The organism is Rhodococcus sp. no. 34 (genome assembly GCF_054589475.1).
Genome location: NZ_BAAILK010000024.1, coordinates 225,931 through 241,023, shown reverse-complemented (window position 1 = coordinate 241,023; position 15,093 = coordinate 225,931). Strand labels below are relative to the sequence as shown.

Below are 15,093 nucleotides of genomic sequence, written 5' to 3'. Positions count from 1 at the left end.
TCCAACCTCGACGAGCCAGAACCACCCATTGTCTCCGATACATAGGTGACAAGAGAAATCCATACCCCGGTGTATCGATGGTTTTGTTGCAATTCGTTACAAATCGCCCAGCTCATCTACCCCCCGATCGAATTGCCGAAACGCACCGTTCAGACGCGGCGCGCGACACCTCACCCCCTGGGACAATCAATTGCAACCGACGATCTACACCCCAACCCACATCAGTCACCTCGGACAATTTACAGGGCCGCCAGGTACTGGGTGTCTGAGCTCGAACAAGATTCGACAGTCGCTGATCGAGACTATCGGTACTCGCCGACAGACCGACGAAAGAACGCGCCGACCAGCGGTCGGCGCGTTCTTCGATTTACGGTACGAAGCTTCAGGAAAAGCCCACACCAGTCACACTCTTCAGGTGCTCGCTGCTGACCCCTGGAGCCAGCTCCACAAGCTGCAGCCCGTCCGCGGTGACGTCCAGCACTGCCAGGTCGGTGATGATCCGGTTGACGACGCTCTGACCGGTAAGCGGCAGCGTGCAGGCCTCGACGATCTTGGGATTGCCGTCGCGGTCGGTGTGCTCCATCACGACGATGACGCGGCGGGCACCGTGGACCAGGTCCATCGCCCCGCCCATACCCTTCACCATCTTGCCCGGCACCATCCAGTTGGCAAGGTCACCGGTCTTCGATACCTGCATCCCGCCGAGCACCGCGGTGTCGATGTGACCACCGCGGATCATGCCGAAGGAGAGAGCCGAGTCGAAGAACGCGGCGCCTGAATTGACGGTGACGGTTTCTTTACCGGCATTGATGAGGTCGGCATCGACCTGATCATCGGTCGGATACGGTCCGGTACCGAGGATGCCGTTCTCGCTGTGGAGGACCACCTTGACGCCCTCGGGCAGGTAACTGGGGATCAGAGTCGGCAGGCCGATGCCGAGGTTGACGTACTCCCCCGGCCGCATCTCGGCGGCAGCGCGAGCGGCCATCTCGTGGCGAGTCCAACCGACACGGGTTTCCTCTGCGCTGGTCACTTGGTGCCTCCTGAGACGGTCCGCTTCTCGATCCGCTTCTCCTGTGGGCCTGTGTGTACGACGCGCGCAACGAACACTCCAGGTAGGTGCACGTGCGCGGGGTCGATGTCGCCCGGCTCGACGAGGTTCTCCACCTGCGCGATGGTGATCCGGCCGGCCATGGCAGCAAGCGGGTTGAAGTTCATCGCCGTCTTGTTGAAGACGAGATTTCCTTCGGTGTCACCGTAGTCCGCATGCACGAGCGCGAAGTCAGCCGTGATCGCCTCTTCCAATACATACGTGCGGCCACCGAACACTGCCGTCGCCTTCGGTGGCGACGCCACGGCGATCGAACCGTCCGCGTTGTATCGCCACGGCAAGCCGCCCTCGGCGATCGGTGTGCAGACGCCCGCCGGCGTGTAGAACGCCGGAATGCCGGTACCGCCTGCTCGCAGCCGCTCGGCCAGCGTCCCCTGCGGGGTCAACTCCACTTCGAGCTCACCGGCGAGATACTGGCGCGCGAACTCCTTGTTCTCCCCCACGTACGACGCCGTCACCCTGGCGATCCGGTGCGCGCCGAGCAGAATGCCGAGACCGTAGTCGTCGACACCGCAGTTGTTGGAGAACACCTCGAGATCGGTGGCGTCGCCGTCGGCGATCGCTGCGATCAGTGCGTCGGGAATACCGCACAGCCCGAAGCCGCCCACTGCGAGCCTGGATCCGCTCGCGATGTCGGCAACTGCCTCAGCTGCCGTATTCACGACTTTGCTCATCCGTTAGTTCTCCTTCTGCTGAAAGATTCCGGCTCGGTGAAGAAGCTTCTCGGCGTGACGGAGAACGGGAGCGTCGACCATCTTGCCCTCGAACGCGAACACACCACGTTCAGTAGACACCGCGGCAAGCACTCGTGTGGCCCAGTCGATCTCTTTTTCCGAAGGTGCGAAGGCCCCGCGGATGACCTCGACCTGACTCGGATGGATCGCAACCTTCACGTCGAAGCCGACTGCGACGGCATCAGCGGACTCGACGCCGAGGCCGACGAGGTCCTTGATGTCGAGGTACACGGAATCGACAGCCAACCGGCCGTAGCTCTTCGCGGCCAGGAGAGACGTCGATCGGACATGCTTGGCAACGTCGCGGTACGAACCGTTCGGGTGCCTGCTCGAATTACCGCCGAGACCGGCCACAAGATCCTCGGCTCCCCACATGACACCGATGGCGTTCGCAGCAAGCGCGATGTCGGCCACGGCGAGGGCTCCTCGCGGGGACTCGACGAGCGCAACCACGTCCGCCGGTGCGAGCGAGAGGACGTCCTCGGCCGATTCGCACTTGGACAGCATGAGACGCGAATAGTGTGTGCCGTCCAGCGCGATCAGATCGAGTTCGTGATCAGGTGTACCGACCGGATTGACGCGCACGACCGTCCGCTCCGGATCGAGAGGCGTGTCGATCAGGGCTGCACGTGCGGCTTCCTTGTCGGCCGGAGCCACACCGTCTTCGAGATCGAGGATCACGACGTCGGCAACAGCCGCGGCCTTCGCATAGCGCTCGGGACGATCCGCCGGGCAGAACAACCACGCCGGCCCCGGCGGTGTCCACGTCATGAGGACACCTCTGCCGGACGCAGTTGCACCAGGGTCTTGCGCGTGGCCAGTGCGACGACGTCACCGTACTGGTTACGCCCGGTGTGCACGAGCGTCACGATGCCTTCACCTGGACGACTCTTCGACTCGCGCTTGTCCGCGATGAGCGTCTCGGCATACAAGGTGTCGCCGTGAAAGAGCGGCTTCGGGAAGCTGATCTCGGAGAAACCGAGGTTCGCCACGATGGTGCCCTGCGTCAACTGCGCGACGGACAGGCCGACGATGGTCGACAGGGTGAACATCGAATTGACCAGCCGCACACCGAATTGAGTGTCCTCGCTGTACGCGGCATCGAGATGCAACGCCTGCGTGTTCATCGTCAAAGTCGTGAACAGGACGTTGTCAGCCTCGGTCACCGTCCGGCCTGGGCGATGCTCGTAGATCGCGCCGACCTCGAACTCCTCGAACCAGAGCCCGCGCTGAGTGATCTTCTTGGGGTTCGTCACAGCCCTGCCTCACGAGCGATGAGCATTAACTGCACCTCGGTCGTTCCCTCACCGATTTCGAGGATCTTGCTGTCGCGGTAGTGGCGCGCGACGGCGTACTCGTTCATGAAGCCGTATCCGCCGTGGATCTGCGTGGCGTCACGGGCGTTGTCCATGGCAGCTTCGGAGGAAATCAGCTTGGCGATGGACGCCTGCTTCTTGAACGGCTTGCCCGACAACATGAGTGCGGCCGCGTCGTAGTACGCGGTACGTGCGACGTGGGCACGAGCCTCCATACGCGCGATCTTGAACGCGATGGCCTGGTTGTGTCCGATGGGGCGACCGAACGCCTCGCGTTCCTTGGCGTACTTGATCGACTCGTCGACGCAGCCCTGGGCGGCACCGACGCTCAACGCGGAAATAGCGATGCGGCCTTCGTCGAGGATGCGCAGGAAGTTCGCGTAGCCGCGGCCGCGCTCACCGAGCAGATTCTCTTCGGGGACACGAACATCGGCGAACGTGAGCGGATGGGTGTCGGATGCGTTCCAACCGACCTTGTTGTACGCCGGTTCGGCCGTGAAGCCGGGCGTCGTGGTCGGCACGAGGATCGTCGAGATCTCCTTCTTGCCGCCGTCCTTGACACCCGTGACCGCGGTGACCGTCACGAGCTTGGTGATGTCGGTGCCCGAGTTGGTGATGAACTGCTTGTTGCCGTTGATGATCCACTCACCGCTGTCGAACTTCGCGGTGGTCTTGGTGCCGCCGGCGTCGCTACCCGCACCGGGTTCGGTCAGGCCGAAGGCAGCCAACGACTTGCCGCTGGTGAGCTGCGGAAGCCACTCCTGCTTCTGTGCCTCGTTACCGAAACGGTAGATCGGCATGGCACCAAGGGACACACCAGCTTCGAGAGTGATCGCGACGCTCTGGTCGACCTTGCCCAGCTCTTCGAGCGCCAGGCAGAGTGCGAAGTAGTCGCCGCCCATTCCGCCGTACTCCTCGGGAAACGGCAGGCCGAACAGTCCCATGTCGGCCATCCCGGCCACTACCTCGTACGGGAAGGTGTGGTTGGCGTCGTGCTCGGCAGCAACCGGTGCCACTACGGTCTTCGCGAAATCTGCAACCGTCTTGGCGAGCTGCTGGTATTCGTCCGGAAGCGCTCCGGTGGCAAGGTAATCGGACATCAGGCGTCTTCCTTCTGCGTCGTGTTCTCGGTCTTTACTTCTGCAGTCTCTTCGTCCGTGACAGGTACCACGCGGGCCAGAACCTGATCCACCATCACCTGATCGCCCTGACGGACAAGCACTTCCACGATCCCGTCGATCGGGGACGTCAAGGAGTGCTCCATCTTCATGGCCTCGACCACGACGAGTGGTTGTCCCGCGCTCACTGCCGCGCCGTTCTCGACGTTGACTGCGATGACGGCACCGGGCATGGGGCTGGCGATTTCGGCGTCACCGGCGTGCTTGTCCTCACCGCGAACGCTGACTTCGGCAACCTCGCGCACGTGCCAGGTTCCGCCGCCTGCCAGCCACAGACCACCATCGGTCTCGGCGACGACAAACGTGCGTCGACGTCCGTCGATCACCACCGCCAGTTCGGATCCCGTCAGGGTCGCGCTGAATGCGCGAGGCTGTGAACCTTCGACCTCGACCTTTGCATCCGCGGGAACGCCGACGATCGCAACGTGCGCCGTTCGGGTGCCGGCGGAGAGCCTGATGCTGGTCGGAGCGGGAGTTCCGACGCGCCACCCACTCGGGACGTCCCAGGGATCAACGGATTCCGAAGTTGTCCACCGCGAGAGCCAGCGATACGCCGCGGCAGCAATGAGCACCTCGTCGGAGGCGTCGGCTGCGACAAAGTCTTCGACGCGACGATCGAGCAGACCGGTGTCGAGGTTGCCCGCGATCACATCCGGATCAGCGAGGAGGAACCGTGCGAATTCGATGTTGGTCACGACTCCGAGCACTGCGGTGTCACCGAGTGCGCGATCGAGCTTGCGCAGTGCGCCCGCGCGGTCGGGAGCGTGGGCGATGACCTTGCTGAGCATCGGGTCGTAGTCACTGCCGACGACGGTGCCCGCGAGCAGTCCGGAATCGACGCGCACGCCGGAACCTGACGGCTCGACCAGATCGACGACGCGGCCGCCGGTCGGCAGGAATCCACGGCCCGGATCCTCCGCGTACACACGAGCTTCGATGGCGTGCCCGGTCAGCGTGATGTCACTCTGGGAGAAGGCCAACTTCTCCCCTGCTGCCACACGGACCTGCCATTCGACCAGATCCAGTCCGGTCACCATTTCGGTGACGGGATGCTCGACCTGGAGGCGGGTGTTCATCTCCATGAAGAAGAACTCGTCCGGCTTGTCGGCGGAGACGATGAACTCCACGGTGCCGGCGCCGGTGTAATCGACGCTTCGAGCGGTGTTGCACGCTGCCGCGCCGATCCGGTCACGGGTCACCTGATCGAGCAGCGGCGAGGGAGCCTCTTCGATGACCTTCTGGTGACGCCGCTGCAGGCTGCATTCGCGCTCACCGAGGTGAACGACGTTGCCGTGCTGGTCGGCGAGAATCTGGACCTCGATGTGCCGGGGCCGCAGGACGAATCGCTCGAGGAACAGGGTGTCGTCGCCGAACGACGACGCGGCCTCACGGCGGGCACTGCGAAGAGCCTCGGCCAGATTGGCCGGATCCTCGACCAGACGCATTCCCTTGCCACCGCCGCCTGCCGAAGGCTTGACCAACACCGGGTAGCCGATGTCCTCGGCCGCTGCGATCAGTTCTTCGTCGGTCAGATTCGGGCGAGCGATACCCGGGACCACCGGCACGTCGAACGCGGCAACCGCGTTCTTCGCGGTGATCTTGTCGCCCATCACCTCGATAGCCCGCTCGGAGGGGCCGAGGAAGGCGATTCCGGCGGCCGCGCAAGCAGCCGAGAACGCCGAGTTCTCCGACAGGAAGCCGTAACCGGGGTGAATACCCTGAGCACCGGTGGACTTGGCAGCGTCGATCACCTTGTCGATGACGAGGTAGCTTTCACGCGCCGCGGCCGGTCCGATGTTGACGGCAGTGTCGGCCTCGCGGACGTGGCGAGCATTCGCATCGGCGTCGCTGTAGACGGCGACGCTGCGAATTCCCAATTCACGCAACGTGCGGATCACGCGAACCGCGATCTCACCGCGGTTGGCCACGAGAACAGTATCGATAGTGCGCAACTCAGTCATTTCGCTCACATCCGGAAGACGCCGTAGGAGACCGGCTCGATCGGTGCGTTTGCGCACACCGAAAGGGCCAGGCCGAGAACAGTTCTGGTATCTGCGGGATCGATGACACCGTCATCCCACAGCCGCGCAGTGGAGTAGTACGGATTGCCTTGAGCCTCGTACTGCTCACGGATCGGCGCCTTGAACGACTCTTCGTCCTCGGCCGACCACGGATTGCCCGCGCTGTCGAGCTGCTCGCTACGAACCGTCGAGAGCACCGAAGCTGCCTGCTCGCCGCCCATGACCGAGATGCGCGCGTTCGGCCACATCCACAGGAAGCGAGGCGAATACGCGCGTCCACACATGGAATAGTTGCCGGCGCCGTACGAGCCGCCGATGACAACTGTCAGCTTGGGGACCCGTGCACACGCAACTGCCGTGACCATCTTGGCGCCGTGCTTGGCGATGCCGCCGGCCTCGTAGTCGCGTCCCACCATGAAGCCTGCGATGTTCTGCAGGAACAGCAGCGGCACACTGCGCTTGTCGCACAGTTCGATGAAATGTGCTCCCTTCATGGCGGATTCACCGAAGAGCACGCCGTTGTTGGCGATGATGCCGACCGGGTGGCCCTCGATGTGGGCGAAACCGGTGACGAGCGTCTTGCCGTACTCAGCCTTGAACTCCTGGAACGCGCCACCGTCGACGAGCTTGGTGATCACCTCGTGCACGTCGTACGGAGTCCGAGGATCGGTCGGGACGACGTCGTAGAGTTCGCTTTGATCTGCGACAGGCGGAACCGTGGAGATGACGTCCCACGGGCGCTCGGAGCGGGGGCCGAGCGTGGCAATGATGTTGCGCACGATACGAAGTGCGTCGCGGTCATCCTCGGCCAGGTGATCGGTGACGCCGGAAACCTTGGAGTGCAGGTCGCCGCCGCCGAGTTCTTCGGCGGTGACGATCTCACCGGTGGCCGCCTTCACCAGCGGCGGACCACCGAGGAAGATCGTGCCCTGGTTGCGGACGATCACTGCTTCGTCACTCATCGCGGGCACGTAGGCGCCGCCCGCGGTGCACGAACCGAGAACTGCGGCGATCTGGGGAATCCCCTTGGCACTCATGGTCGCCTGGTTGTAGAAGATCCGGCCGAAGTGTTCACGGTCCGGGAAGACCTCGTCCTGGCGCGGCAGGAAGGCGCCGCCGGAGTCGACGAGGTAGATGCATGGAAGGTTGTTCTGCAGCGCAACTTCCTGCGCGCGCAGGTGCTTCTTCACCGTCATCGGGTAGTACGTGCCGCCCTTGACCGTTGCGTCATTGGCAACGATGACGCACTCCCGGCCCGACACACGGCCGATACCGGTGATGACGCCGGCGCCGGGGCACTCGTCGTCGTACAGGCCGTTGGCCGCCAGCGGCGACAACTCGAGGAACGGGCTGCCCTGGTCGAGCAGCGAGTCGACGCGATCTCGCGGCAGCAGTTTCCCTCTGCTCACGTGGCGCTCGCGAGAGCGCTCGTTGCCACCCAGCGCTGCTTGCGCCAGTTTCTTCTTCAGTTCGTCCACCAGAACGGTGTGATCGGACCGGTAGCCCGATCCTTGCGTGATTCCACTGGGAGTCATCCCGCCGCCTTCGCCATGAGTTAATGCTCGATAACTGAAACTAGATTAACTATGATTAACTGAGTTGTCCAGAACACAAGCGAAGAAAGATCGAGAGAATGACCTCTGAGCAGGTAGCAGCTCCGACGCGACGCGATCAGATGAAGGCCGACCGTCGTCGTCAGCTCTTGGATGCCGCCGCACGGTTGATCGCCGAACGCGGATTCGTGAGTGTGCGACTCGAAGACCTCGGCGCGGCCGTCGGTATCAGCGGCCCGGCCGTGTACCGGCATTTCCCCAACAAGGATGCCGTCCTCGTGGAACTTCTCGTCGGCATCAGCACGCGCCTGCACGAAGGCGGTTCTGCGGCAGCGGAGGCAGCGGACTCACCGAGCGCCGCTCTCGACGCACTGGTGGAGTTCCACCTCGACTTCGCGCTCGGCGAGCCGGACCTGATCCGCATCCAGGACCGCGACCTCGAAAGCCTGCCGGCCGACGCGCGTCGACAGGTGCGCCAAACGCAGCGCAAGTACGTCGAGGTGTGGGTCGGAGTCCTCGAGCAACTCGATCCCCAGCTCGATCAGGCGGATGCCCGCATCAAAGCGCATGCCACTTTCGGACTGATCAACTCGACCCCTCACAGCGCCAACCCAGCTTCGCCGGCACGCGCACGTCGCGTCCTGCGGGATATGACGCTCGCCGCACTGCGCACCCACTGAAACCGGACACGGCACAATCGGTGGCAGACTGGTTACACCAGCTAACAGATGAGGGTGCCGAACGTGGAAGACAGCAGTGGGGTCAGCAGAGCCGATTTCGCCGAACTGCGGACCGAGTTCTCCCGCTTCATGATGTTGTACCAATTCGGAATCTCCGAACTGATGACCAAGGTGAACATTCTCAAGGACGAGTTCACTCACATCAATCAGTACAGCCCCATCGAACACGTGACGTCACGGGTCAAGTCGCCGGACAGCATCCTGCGTAAGGCTCAACGCCTGAACATCCCGCTCACGATCGACGACATCTCGAAGAACATCTTCGACATCGCCGGCGTGCGCATCACCTGCAGCTTCATTTCCGACACGTACCGGATCGCCGAGATGCTCACCAGCCAGACGGACCTTCGGGTGATCGAGCGCGAGGACTACATCGCCGATCCGAAACCCAACGGCTACAAGAGCTTGCACCTGATCGTCGAGGTCCCGGTTTTCATGAGTGACCGCGTCAGGCACGTACCGATCGAACTTCAGATCCGCACGATCGCGATGGATTTCTGGGCGAGCCTCGAGCACAAGATCTACTACAAGTACAACCGCGAGGTTCCCGTTGAACTCCTCGACGAACTCACCGAGGCAGCGGCCGCGGCACACCGCCTGGACGTCAAGATGGAACGGCTCAACGACGAGTTCGCGAAAATCAAAGCGCTACCGCATCCTGACGACGAAATCCTCGAGCAGGATCTGCCGGCGCAGTTCCTCGAGGCGCTGCATCTTCAGCGACGGGCACTCTGAATTCGGTCCCCTGCCCTGAGCGAACGCGCCTTGCGGCGCATCTGAGGCGACGAAAGTGCCGTTCGCTCACAACTGGGGTCGGACAACTAGGGCAAACAAAAAGAAGTGCGCCCTCCCGAACTTCGGGAGGGCGCACTTCGCGAATCGAGTTGGCTTGCTATTTCTTGCCCGTGACGGCGCTATAGCCGATCGAGAGCACGGCCGCCGCGGCGATGCTGATGATCCAGCGGATCCAGTCGATTCCACCCGTGTCGCCCTTGTCCGAGATCGCTCCCCAGACCCAGTACCCGATAAGCGCTCCGGCGATACCCAGCACGACGGTCACGATCATGCCGTACTGCTGCTTACCTGGCAGTACGAGACGAGCCAGGATTCCGATGACTGCGCCGAAAATGATGGTTCCGATAATTTGCCCCATGACAGCCCCTCTCACACGTCGTGCATGCACGCGGACGGAAGATCACCGCTCAGGGAAACAATAACCACAGTCACACACAACTGTCGCTTGTTGACCGAATTGTTGTCCGAGATGCAACCTCGACGCGTTACATCCACGACATTCGCGAGTTATTTTTTCGCAATCAAGCGGACCTACCGTTCCCATCCATGCCAACTTCCGTAGAACTGCCGAACAGCGAGCTCGCGCGACTCGCCAACAAGCCGCCCTGGTACCGATCACTGTTCGTGCAATTGATCGCCGCTATCGTCATCGGTGTTCTCATCGGCTGGTTGTGGCCGGAATTCGGCGCGAACCTCAAGCCCCTCGCCGACGGATTCATCAAGCTGATCAAAATGCTGATCGCGCCGATCATCTTCTGCACCGTTGTGATCGGGATCGCCCACGTCGGGGATCTGAAGGCCGTGGGGCGTATCGGCGTCAAAGCACTCATCTACTTCGAGGTCGTGACCACCTTCGCCCTGTTGTTCGGGCTGCTCATCGGAAATCTGATGAAGCCGGGTGCGGGATTCGACATCGATCCGGAGACGCTTGCGAACGGTGCGGACGCCGTGGCAGCCAAGACCGGAAGTGGCGAACTTCCCCACACCGTCGAATTCCTGCTCAATATCATTCCGGTGTCGATAGTTTCGGCCTTCGCCGAGAACGCACTCCTCCAAGTCCTCTTCTTCGCCGTACTGTTCGGGCTCGCATTGGCCAAGGCGGGTGAGAGTGGACCACCGATCGTGTTCGAACTCGTCGATCGTCTGAGCCATCTGTTCTTCACGATCATCGGCTGGATCATGAGACTGGCGCCGTTGGGCGCTTTGGGCGCGATGGCGTACATCGTCGGTCAGTACGGGATCGCTTCGCTCGGAAGTTACGGAAAGCTGATCGCCGCATGCTATCTCGCCGCCGTCCTGTTCATCCTCATCCTGGCCGCGATAGTCAGGTACTTCGCGGGCGTGAACCTGTGGAAATTCGTCAAGTACATCAAGGACGAACTCTTCCTCGCTTTGGGAACAGCGTCGACCGAAGTAGTTCTGCCCCGAATCATGGTCAAGCTCACCAACGCCGGATGCTCGCGCACTACAACAGGATTGGTGGTGCCTACCGGCTACTCGTTCAATCTCGACGGCGCGACGCTGTACCTGTCGATCTGCATGCTGTTTCTGGCGCAGGCACTCGGCGTGGACCTGACACTCGGTGAACAGATCACTGCCGTCCTGGTTCTGATGCTCACCTCAAAGGGAATGGCCGGCGTGCCGGGATCGTCATTCCTGGCACTGTCCGCCACCGTGGCCGCAATCGGTCACGGCGCAATTCCGGTTGCCGCAGTCGCACTCCTACTGGGCGCGGATCGAATCATGGACTCGATGCGGGTGTCGGTGAACCTGCTCGGGAACTGTGTCGCAACCTTCGTGGTCGCCAATTGGGAGGGGCAGCTCGACAAGGAGCGCATGCGCCGAGTGCTCGACGGAGAAGACGTTCCACCGCTCGAGGAAGTCGATCCGATCACGGGGAAAACCGTTCCGGCACCCGAAACCGAAGGCATCCTGACCCGATAGGTAGGGCCGGCTACCGATTGCACATCGGAAATCGGTGCTGAAGAGTCGCGGGGGGCAGACTTCACTGGAAAATCCAGACCGACAGCTACAAAAGCAAATATTTGCAGATGGCGACAACCCGGCCGACGAGGGACCGTTGAATCTACAAATACGACACTTGCGCTGCACCGACTCCACTTCACTGAAAAAGCAACTTGCGACATCCAGATATTGCCCGGCGGTTGCCGCAGTGGCGATTCACAATTCAGCGAACGGGCAGCATTATATTTGCCGGAATTAGAAGGACTAAAGTCCGGTGTTCGACCGACGAATAGACTCGAGTGGGTAAAAATCAATCAGTTCCGAAAGGCTTATTCTGCATGCATTTATGCCATGCCAGCTGCACTTATGCTGATAGTTTCCCGCAATAAGCTGTTGCAGGATTGATCATATGGCCCTCGGTTCAAATTGTCCGAATGGTCACCTATTGCTATCGTAACCTTTGCGAAGGACTGGACCCGATTGCCCAGCAAAGGAATACAGTGACCGCATCCATGCAGGATATTGAACACTTGTCCACTAATCGACTTTCGGTGGTTGTTCCGGTATTCAACGAAGAGAACGCGGTTTCCGGCTGCATCGAGCGTCTACTGACCCAGTCGGAAATCGATGAGATTCTGATTGTCGACAACAACTCGACGGACGGTACTGCATCGATCATCCAGGAGTTCGCCGAGAAGTACGACAAAGTCAGATATGTCTTCGAGGCCCGCCAAGGCGTCGTACACGCCCGGAACGCGGGCTTCGACGCCTCGACCGGCAACATCATCGGTCGTATCGACGCGGACACACGGGTACAACCGGGATGGGCTGATGCGGTCAAGAGTTTCTTCCAACGCAGCACCGCTCATTCAGCGGTTGCCGGACTCACCTACCTCTTCGAATCGCCGTTTGCTCGAATCCACCGCTACGCACTGGACAGGCAGGTGAAACAGGGGAAGTTCGATTGCGAACGTCAAGTACTCGCTGTCGCCGGAGCGAACATGGCGATCAGAAAGAGCGCATGGCTGTCCGTCCGCGAGCAAGTCAGTGACCGGCCGGACATCCACGAGGATATCGACCTTTCACTGTGCCTTCGGGAGGAAGGGATGACGATCGGTCAGATCGCCGACATGCGAGCAGAAACGTCCGGTCGACGCGGTGAAACCCCTCCGTTGGAGTACCTGAAGTACAACCAAGCATCCGAATCGGTTCTGCACCTTCACAACATCATGAATTGGCGCCTCAAACTGACCATCTGGGGCGACTCGATGCTCCACGCGCTCGTGTGGCCCGTCTACCGCATCTACAACTTCGAGCAGGAGCGCCTGGAGTTCAGGCGCTTGTTCGGCATGTCGAAAGGTCGAATCATGCCAGTTCACCAGTAACCCATCGAATTTCGCTAATCACCGAAGGTTCGCAGCCACCGAATTTCACGACAGTTTCAACGCCGTGATGCGGTCTTCACTGGAACGCAATAGCACCTTCTCCCCCGCCCACAGCTCGCGCGGCATCATCCAAGGCGTGAACTCGTCGTCCCCGTCCCGGTCCACCCGAATCTCCCAACTACGTTGGCCGGTCCTGACATTCGTTCCGTAGACGTTTCCCTCGTCGATAACGACATCGCCGTGCCAGACAACCTCCCCGGCGCGCTCGGCGTTCGATCGCCACAGGACCTCACCGGTGAGCAGGTCCACGAACTGGACCTCGGGCTCGGAACCAGAACGGGTCACGGCAACCACGTTGCCGATCACCGCCAACGACTGTGCGGTGTCGAAGACTTCACTGTTGGACCACAACTTCTCACCCGAAGTCCGGTCGAAACCGCTGTGTCCCAGAATGATCGGAGTCGATCCTCCTGCGGGATTATCTCGGCTGTATCGCCCGCCGTAGTACGAGGACTCCGAGGGCAGTTCGTCTGTCCTGGCGAACTCGCGCCCGTTCTGATCGAGCGCGTACTCACTTGTCGGACGGCCATTGCCTTCGCAACCGCCATCCGACACCAATGTCACGCCGTCCGACGATGTGTGCGCGGTCGAGCAGGTGGAGTAACCGTGCACCCAGCGCTGTTCGCCCGTCTTCAGATCGAATCCCAGAGACTCGTCGAGAGTGATCACGCCCAGATCGCCGTGCACCGACATCACCGGATCGACGTATCCGGCTTCCCACGATCCACCGACGTCGAACGCTTTGGACCAGTTCGCTTCCGGATCGTCGACGGTTCCGCTGTGCACGCGAACGTCGTTGCTCTCGATATCACCCTCGAGCGCGAGGACCGTGTCACCCGAGACAACCGCGATGATCGGTGCCCACGGCGTCTTGATGTCTCGACGCTCTCCTGTCTCGATATCGAAATGTGAGTACGAACCACCGGATACGTACGGCCCGGAGAAACACAGCACCGAACTGCCGAGCAGAGTCTCGGAGCAACCACCGACGTCGACCGCCGACGTGCGCCAACGGACAGTGCCGTCGTCGGCATCGAGTGCGACCAATTCCGCGTCGTCCAACGAATATGCCTGGCGGTCCGGCATACCGATCATCGTGACCACGAGTGATCCGGCGTCAATGAATCCGCCCATGTCCATGTTGAATTCGGTTCCAACAAGTGGGCTCCGGAAGATCGCGAACTCGCGCCCGAGAATCTCGGAGGCCTCGACGCTCCATAGCGGCGACGAGATCGCTGTCGGTTCGGAACTCGTCGACGTGACCACCGTGGCGATGGCGGCAGTGACGGTGACTACGGCTGCGGCGGCCGCGATCCGAAGTCGCGATTTCGGGGAGAATCTGGTGGTCATCGAATCTCCAAGCCTTCGGTCGTCGCGAGAAACTCCAACTGCGCGAACGTCATCGGATCGTTCGGGATCGCAGCCGACGACGAAACCGAGACTTGGGTCCCATTCGGGCGGGTGACGACCACCGACCTGCTCGTTTCCTGCGTCGATTCTGCTTTCGAGCCGTCATTTGTCATGGGCACGGTCGCGTAGTTCCGTTCGTCTCGCTCGATCACGGATCCATCCGGTCGCGTCACGACCTCCAAGGGGTGCCCGTCGTAGGAAGGGTCGTATTTGTTGGGCTCCGTAGGGAGTGGTTGTCCGCCGGTAATTGTCATGTTGAGCGTCGACTCGCTGTCTCCCGTCCGGGTGAGAAGTCTCTGACATGCAGTGGACTTGTCATTCTCCGCCACCGTCAGAGTGCCCGGTCCGGCATCAAGAATCGGAAAACCCGGAGGTACAGCGCGCCATCTGACTTCGAGTACGGCGTTGAGACGTTCGATCGTCGCGCGATCGAGTTCGGCCACGTCGCCAGAGTCTCGAGGGATCCCGTGGCACCCGGGCGAAAGCGGTGCCGTACCCGGGGGAACTGGAGTAGTGATTCGCAGCTGTGGCATTTCGACAAGGGTTACAAGGTCGTCGAGAGTCAGTGGCACCACGCCGGAACTCTCGGCGTTCCGACCTCCGTCGTTGTTAGTGTCGTTGACATACGCCTGAATACGGGTCCCGTCGACTCCGTACAACATCGCCGACCGACCAAGGGTGCGTACACCATTGGTTTCGCTCCACGTATCCTGCAGATCCACTACCGACTGGTCAGCCAGCACCCGACGTTCGACGAGCGACCCCGCAACACACGATGGGATCGGATCAGAACTCGAGTGCAGCATCAGGCTGAGCGCGCCGATC

At 61.4% G+C, this 15,093-nt stretch carries 14 protein-coding genes; 4 read left to right on the top strand and 10 right to left on the bottom strand.

Annotated elements, in window-relative coordinates; genetic code table 11:
* Positions 1 to 382: 382 nt before the first annotated feature.
* From ACYP01_RS09065 to ACYP01_RS09035, 7 genes are read right to left on the bottom strand one after another with little or no spacing between them, the layout of a single operon-like run.
* Complete coding sequence (locus ACYP01_RS09065) at positions 383 to 988, bottom strand: 3-oxoacid CoA-transferase subunit B (protein WP_039973146.1); 606 nt, start codon at positions 986 to 988, stop codon at positions 383 to 385.
* Between the two features lie 41 nt (positions 989 to 1,029).
* Complete coding sequence (locus ACYP01_RS09060; protein WP_459679503.1) at positions 1,030 to 1,785, bottom strand: CoA transferase subunit A; 756 nt, start codon at positions 1,783 to 1,785, stop codon at positions 1,030 to 1,032.
* Between the two features lie 3 nt (positions 1,786 to 1,788).
* Positions 1,789 to 2,616 (bottom strand): HpcH/HpaI aldolase/citrate lyase family protein, encoded by an 828-nt coding sequence (locus ACYP01_RS09055; RefSeq protein ID WP_003942031.1) that lies wholly within the window; start codon positions 2,614 to 2,616, stop codon positions 1,789 to 1,791.
* The gene (locus ACYP01_RS09050; RefSeq protein ID WP_019744224.1) at positions 2,613 to 3,101 is read right to left on the bottom strand and encodes a MaoC family dehydratase; all 489 of its coding nucleotides are present in this window, start codon (positions 3,099 to 3,101) and stop codon (positions 2,613 to 2,615) included. The genes ACYP01_RS09055 and ACYP01_RS09050 overlap by 4 nt, the downstream gene beginning before the upstream one ends.
* Positions 3,098 to 4,261 (bottom strand): acyl-CoA dehydrogenase family protein, encoded by a 1,164-nt coding sequence (locus ACYP01_RS09045; RefSeq protein WP_007730190.1) that lies wholly within the window; start codon positions 4,259 to 4,261, stop codon positions 3,098 to 3,100. The genes ACYP01_RS09050 and ACYP01_RS09045 overlap by 4 nt, the downstream gene beginning before the upstream one ends.
* The gene (locus ACYP01_RS09040) at positions 4,261 to 6,300 is read right to left on the bottom strand and encodes an acetyl/propionyl/methylcrotonyl-CoA carboxylase subunit alpha (protein ID WP_459679498.1); all 2,040 of its coding nucleotides are present in this window, start codon (positions 6,298 to 6,300) and stop codon (positions 4,261 to 4,263) included. The genes ACYP01_RS09045 and ACYP01_RS09040 overlap by 1 nt, the downstream gene beginning before the upstream one ends.
* A gap of 5 nt (positions 6,301 to 6,305) precedes the next feature.
* Complete coding sequence (locus tag ACYP01_RS09035) at positions 6,306 to 7,895, bottom strand: carboxyl transferase domain-containing protein (protein ID WP_021334316.1); 1,590 nt, start codon at positions 7,893 to 7,895, stop codon at positions 6,306 to 6,308.
* 98 nt (positions 7,896 to 7,993) lie between these two features.
* On the opposite strand from ACYP01_RS09035, the gene ACYP01_RS09030 reads away from it, so the two are divergent.
* Both ACYP01_RS09030 and ACYP01_RS09025 read left to right on the top strand, forming a co-directional pair.
* The gene (locus ACYP01_RS09030; protein WP_003941968.1) at positions 7,994 to 8,593 is read left to right on the top strand and encodes an SACE_7040 family transcriptional regulator; all 600 of its coding nucleotides are present in this window, start codon (positions 7,994 to 7,996) and stop codon (positions 8,591 to 8,593) included.
* Positions 8,594 to 8,641: 48 nt separating this feature from the next.
* Positions 8,642 to 9,388 carry a GTP pyrophosphokinase gene (locus tag ACYP01_RS09025; RefSeq protein WP_019744227.1) on the top strand — a complete coding sequence of 249 codons (747 nt, stop codon included), beginning with the start codon at positions 8,642 to 8,644 and terminating at the stop codon, positions 9,386 to 9,388.
* Between the two features lie 157 nt (positions 9,389 to 9,545).
* Here the strand turns inward: ACYP01_RS09025 and ACYP01_RS09020 are convergent, their stop codons facing one another.
* A complete protein-coding gene (locus ACYP01_RS09020) occupies positions 9,546 to 9,806 on the bottom strand; it encodes a GlsB/YeaQ/YmgE family stress response membrane protein (RefSeq protein WP_003942027.1) in 261 nt (86 codons plus the stop codon).
* Between the two features lie 188 nt (positions 9,807 to 9,994).
* Between ACYP01_RS09020 and dctA the strand changes: the two genes are divergently transcribed.
* Together dctA and ACYP01_RS09010 are read left to right on the top strand one after the other, a co-directional pair.
* On the top strand, positions 9,995 to 11,392 hold the full coding sequence (dctA, locus tag ACYP01_RS09015; RefSeq protein WP_459679492.1) for a C4-dicarboxylate transporter DctA: 1,398 nt from the start codon (positions 9,995 to 9,997) through the stop codon (positions 11,390 to 11,392).
* A 533-nt stretch (positions 11,393 to 11,925) separates the two neighbouring features.
* Complete coding sequence (locus tag ACYP01_RS09010; protein WP_235171711.1) at positions 11,926 to 12,798, top strand: glycosyltransferase family 2 protein; 873 nt, start codon at positions 11,926 to 11,928, stop codon at positions 12,796 to 12,798.
* 45 nt (positions 12,799 to 12,843) lie between these two features.
* On the opposite strand, the gene ACYP01_RS09005 is transcribed toward ACYP01_RS09010, so the two are convergent.
* Both ACYP01_RS09005 and ACYP01_RS09000 read right to left on the bottom strand, forming a co-directional pair.
* Entirely contained in the window at positions 12,844 to 14,208 is a 1,365-nt protein-coding gene (locus tag ACYP01_RS09005) for an outer membrane protein assembly factor BamB family protein (RefSeq protein WP_459679488.1), read from the bottom strand.
* Positions 14,205 to 14,711 carry a hypothetical protein gene (locus ACYP01_RS09000; protein ID WP_459679485.1) on the bottom strand — a complete coding sequence of 169 codons (507 nt, stop codon included), beginning with the start codon at positions 14,709 to 14,711 and terminating at the stop codon, positions 14,205 to 14,207. The genes ACYP01_RS09005 and ACYP01_RS09000 overlap by 4 nt, the downstream gene beginning before the upstream one ends.
* Positions 14,712 to 15,093 lie beyond the last annotated feature (382 nt).

What these genes read in the sequence shown, in the direction of transcription:
- ACYP01_RS09065 (WP_039973146.1), bottom strand. Translation starts at nt 988, where the DNA reads ATGGCCGCTCGCGCTGCCGCCGAGATGCGGCCGGGGGAGTACGTCAAC.
- ACYP01_RS09060 (WP_459679503.1), bottom strand. Translation starts at nt 1,785, where the DNA reads ATGAGCAAAGTCGTGAATACGGCAGCTGAGGCAGTTGCCGACATCGCG.
- ACYP01_RS09055 (WP_003942031.1), bottom strand. Translation starts at nt 2,616, where the DNA reads ATGACGTGGACACCGCCGGGGCCGGCGTGGTTGTTCTGCCCGGCGGAT.
- ACYP01_RS09045 (WP_007730190.1), bottom strand. Translation starts at nt 4,261, where the DNA reads ATGTCCGATTACCTTGCCACCGGAGCGCTTCCGGACGAATACCAGCAG.
- ACYP01_RS09040 (WP_459679498.1), bottom strand. Translation starts at nt 6,300, where the DNA reads ATGACTGAGTTGCGCACTATCGATACTGTTCTCGTGGCCAACCGCGGT.
- ACYP01_RS09035 (WP_021334316.1), bottom strand. Translation starts at nt 7,895, where the DNA reads ATGACTCCCAGTGGAATCACGCAAGGATCGGGCTACCGGTCCGATCAC.
- ACYP01_RS09030 (WP_003941968.1), top strand. Translation starts at nt 7,994, where the DNA reads ATGACCTCTGAGCAGGTAGCAGCTCCGACGCGACGCGATCAGATGAAG.
- ACYP01_RS09025 (WP_019744227.1), top strand. Translation starts at nt 8,642, where the DNA reads ATGAGGGTGCCGAACGTGGAAGACAGCAGTGGGGTCAGCAGAGCCGAT.
- ACYP01_RS09020 (WP_003942027.1), bottom strand. Translation starts at nt 9,806, where the DNA reads ATGGGGCAAATTATCGGAACCATCATTTTCGGCGCAGTCATCGGAATC.
- dctA (WP_459679492.1), top strand. Translation starts at nt 9,995, where the DNA reads ATGCCAACTTCCGTAGAACTGCCGAACAGCGAGCTCGCGCGACTCGCC.
- ACYP01_RS09010 (WP_235171711.1), top strand. Translation starts at nt 11,926, where the DNA reads ATGCAGGATATTGAACACTTGTCCACTAATCGACTTTCGGTGGTTGTT.
- ACYP01_RS09005 (WP_459679488.1), bottom strand. Translation starts at nt 14,208, where the DNA reads ATGACCACCAGATTCTCCCCGAAATCGCGACTTCGGATCGCGGCCGCC.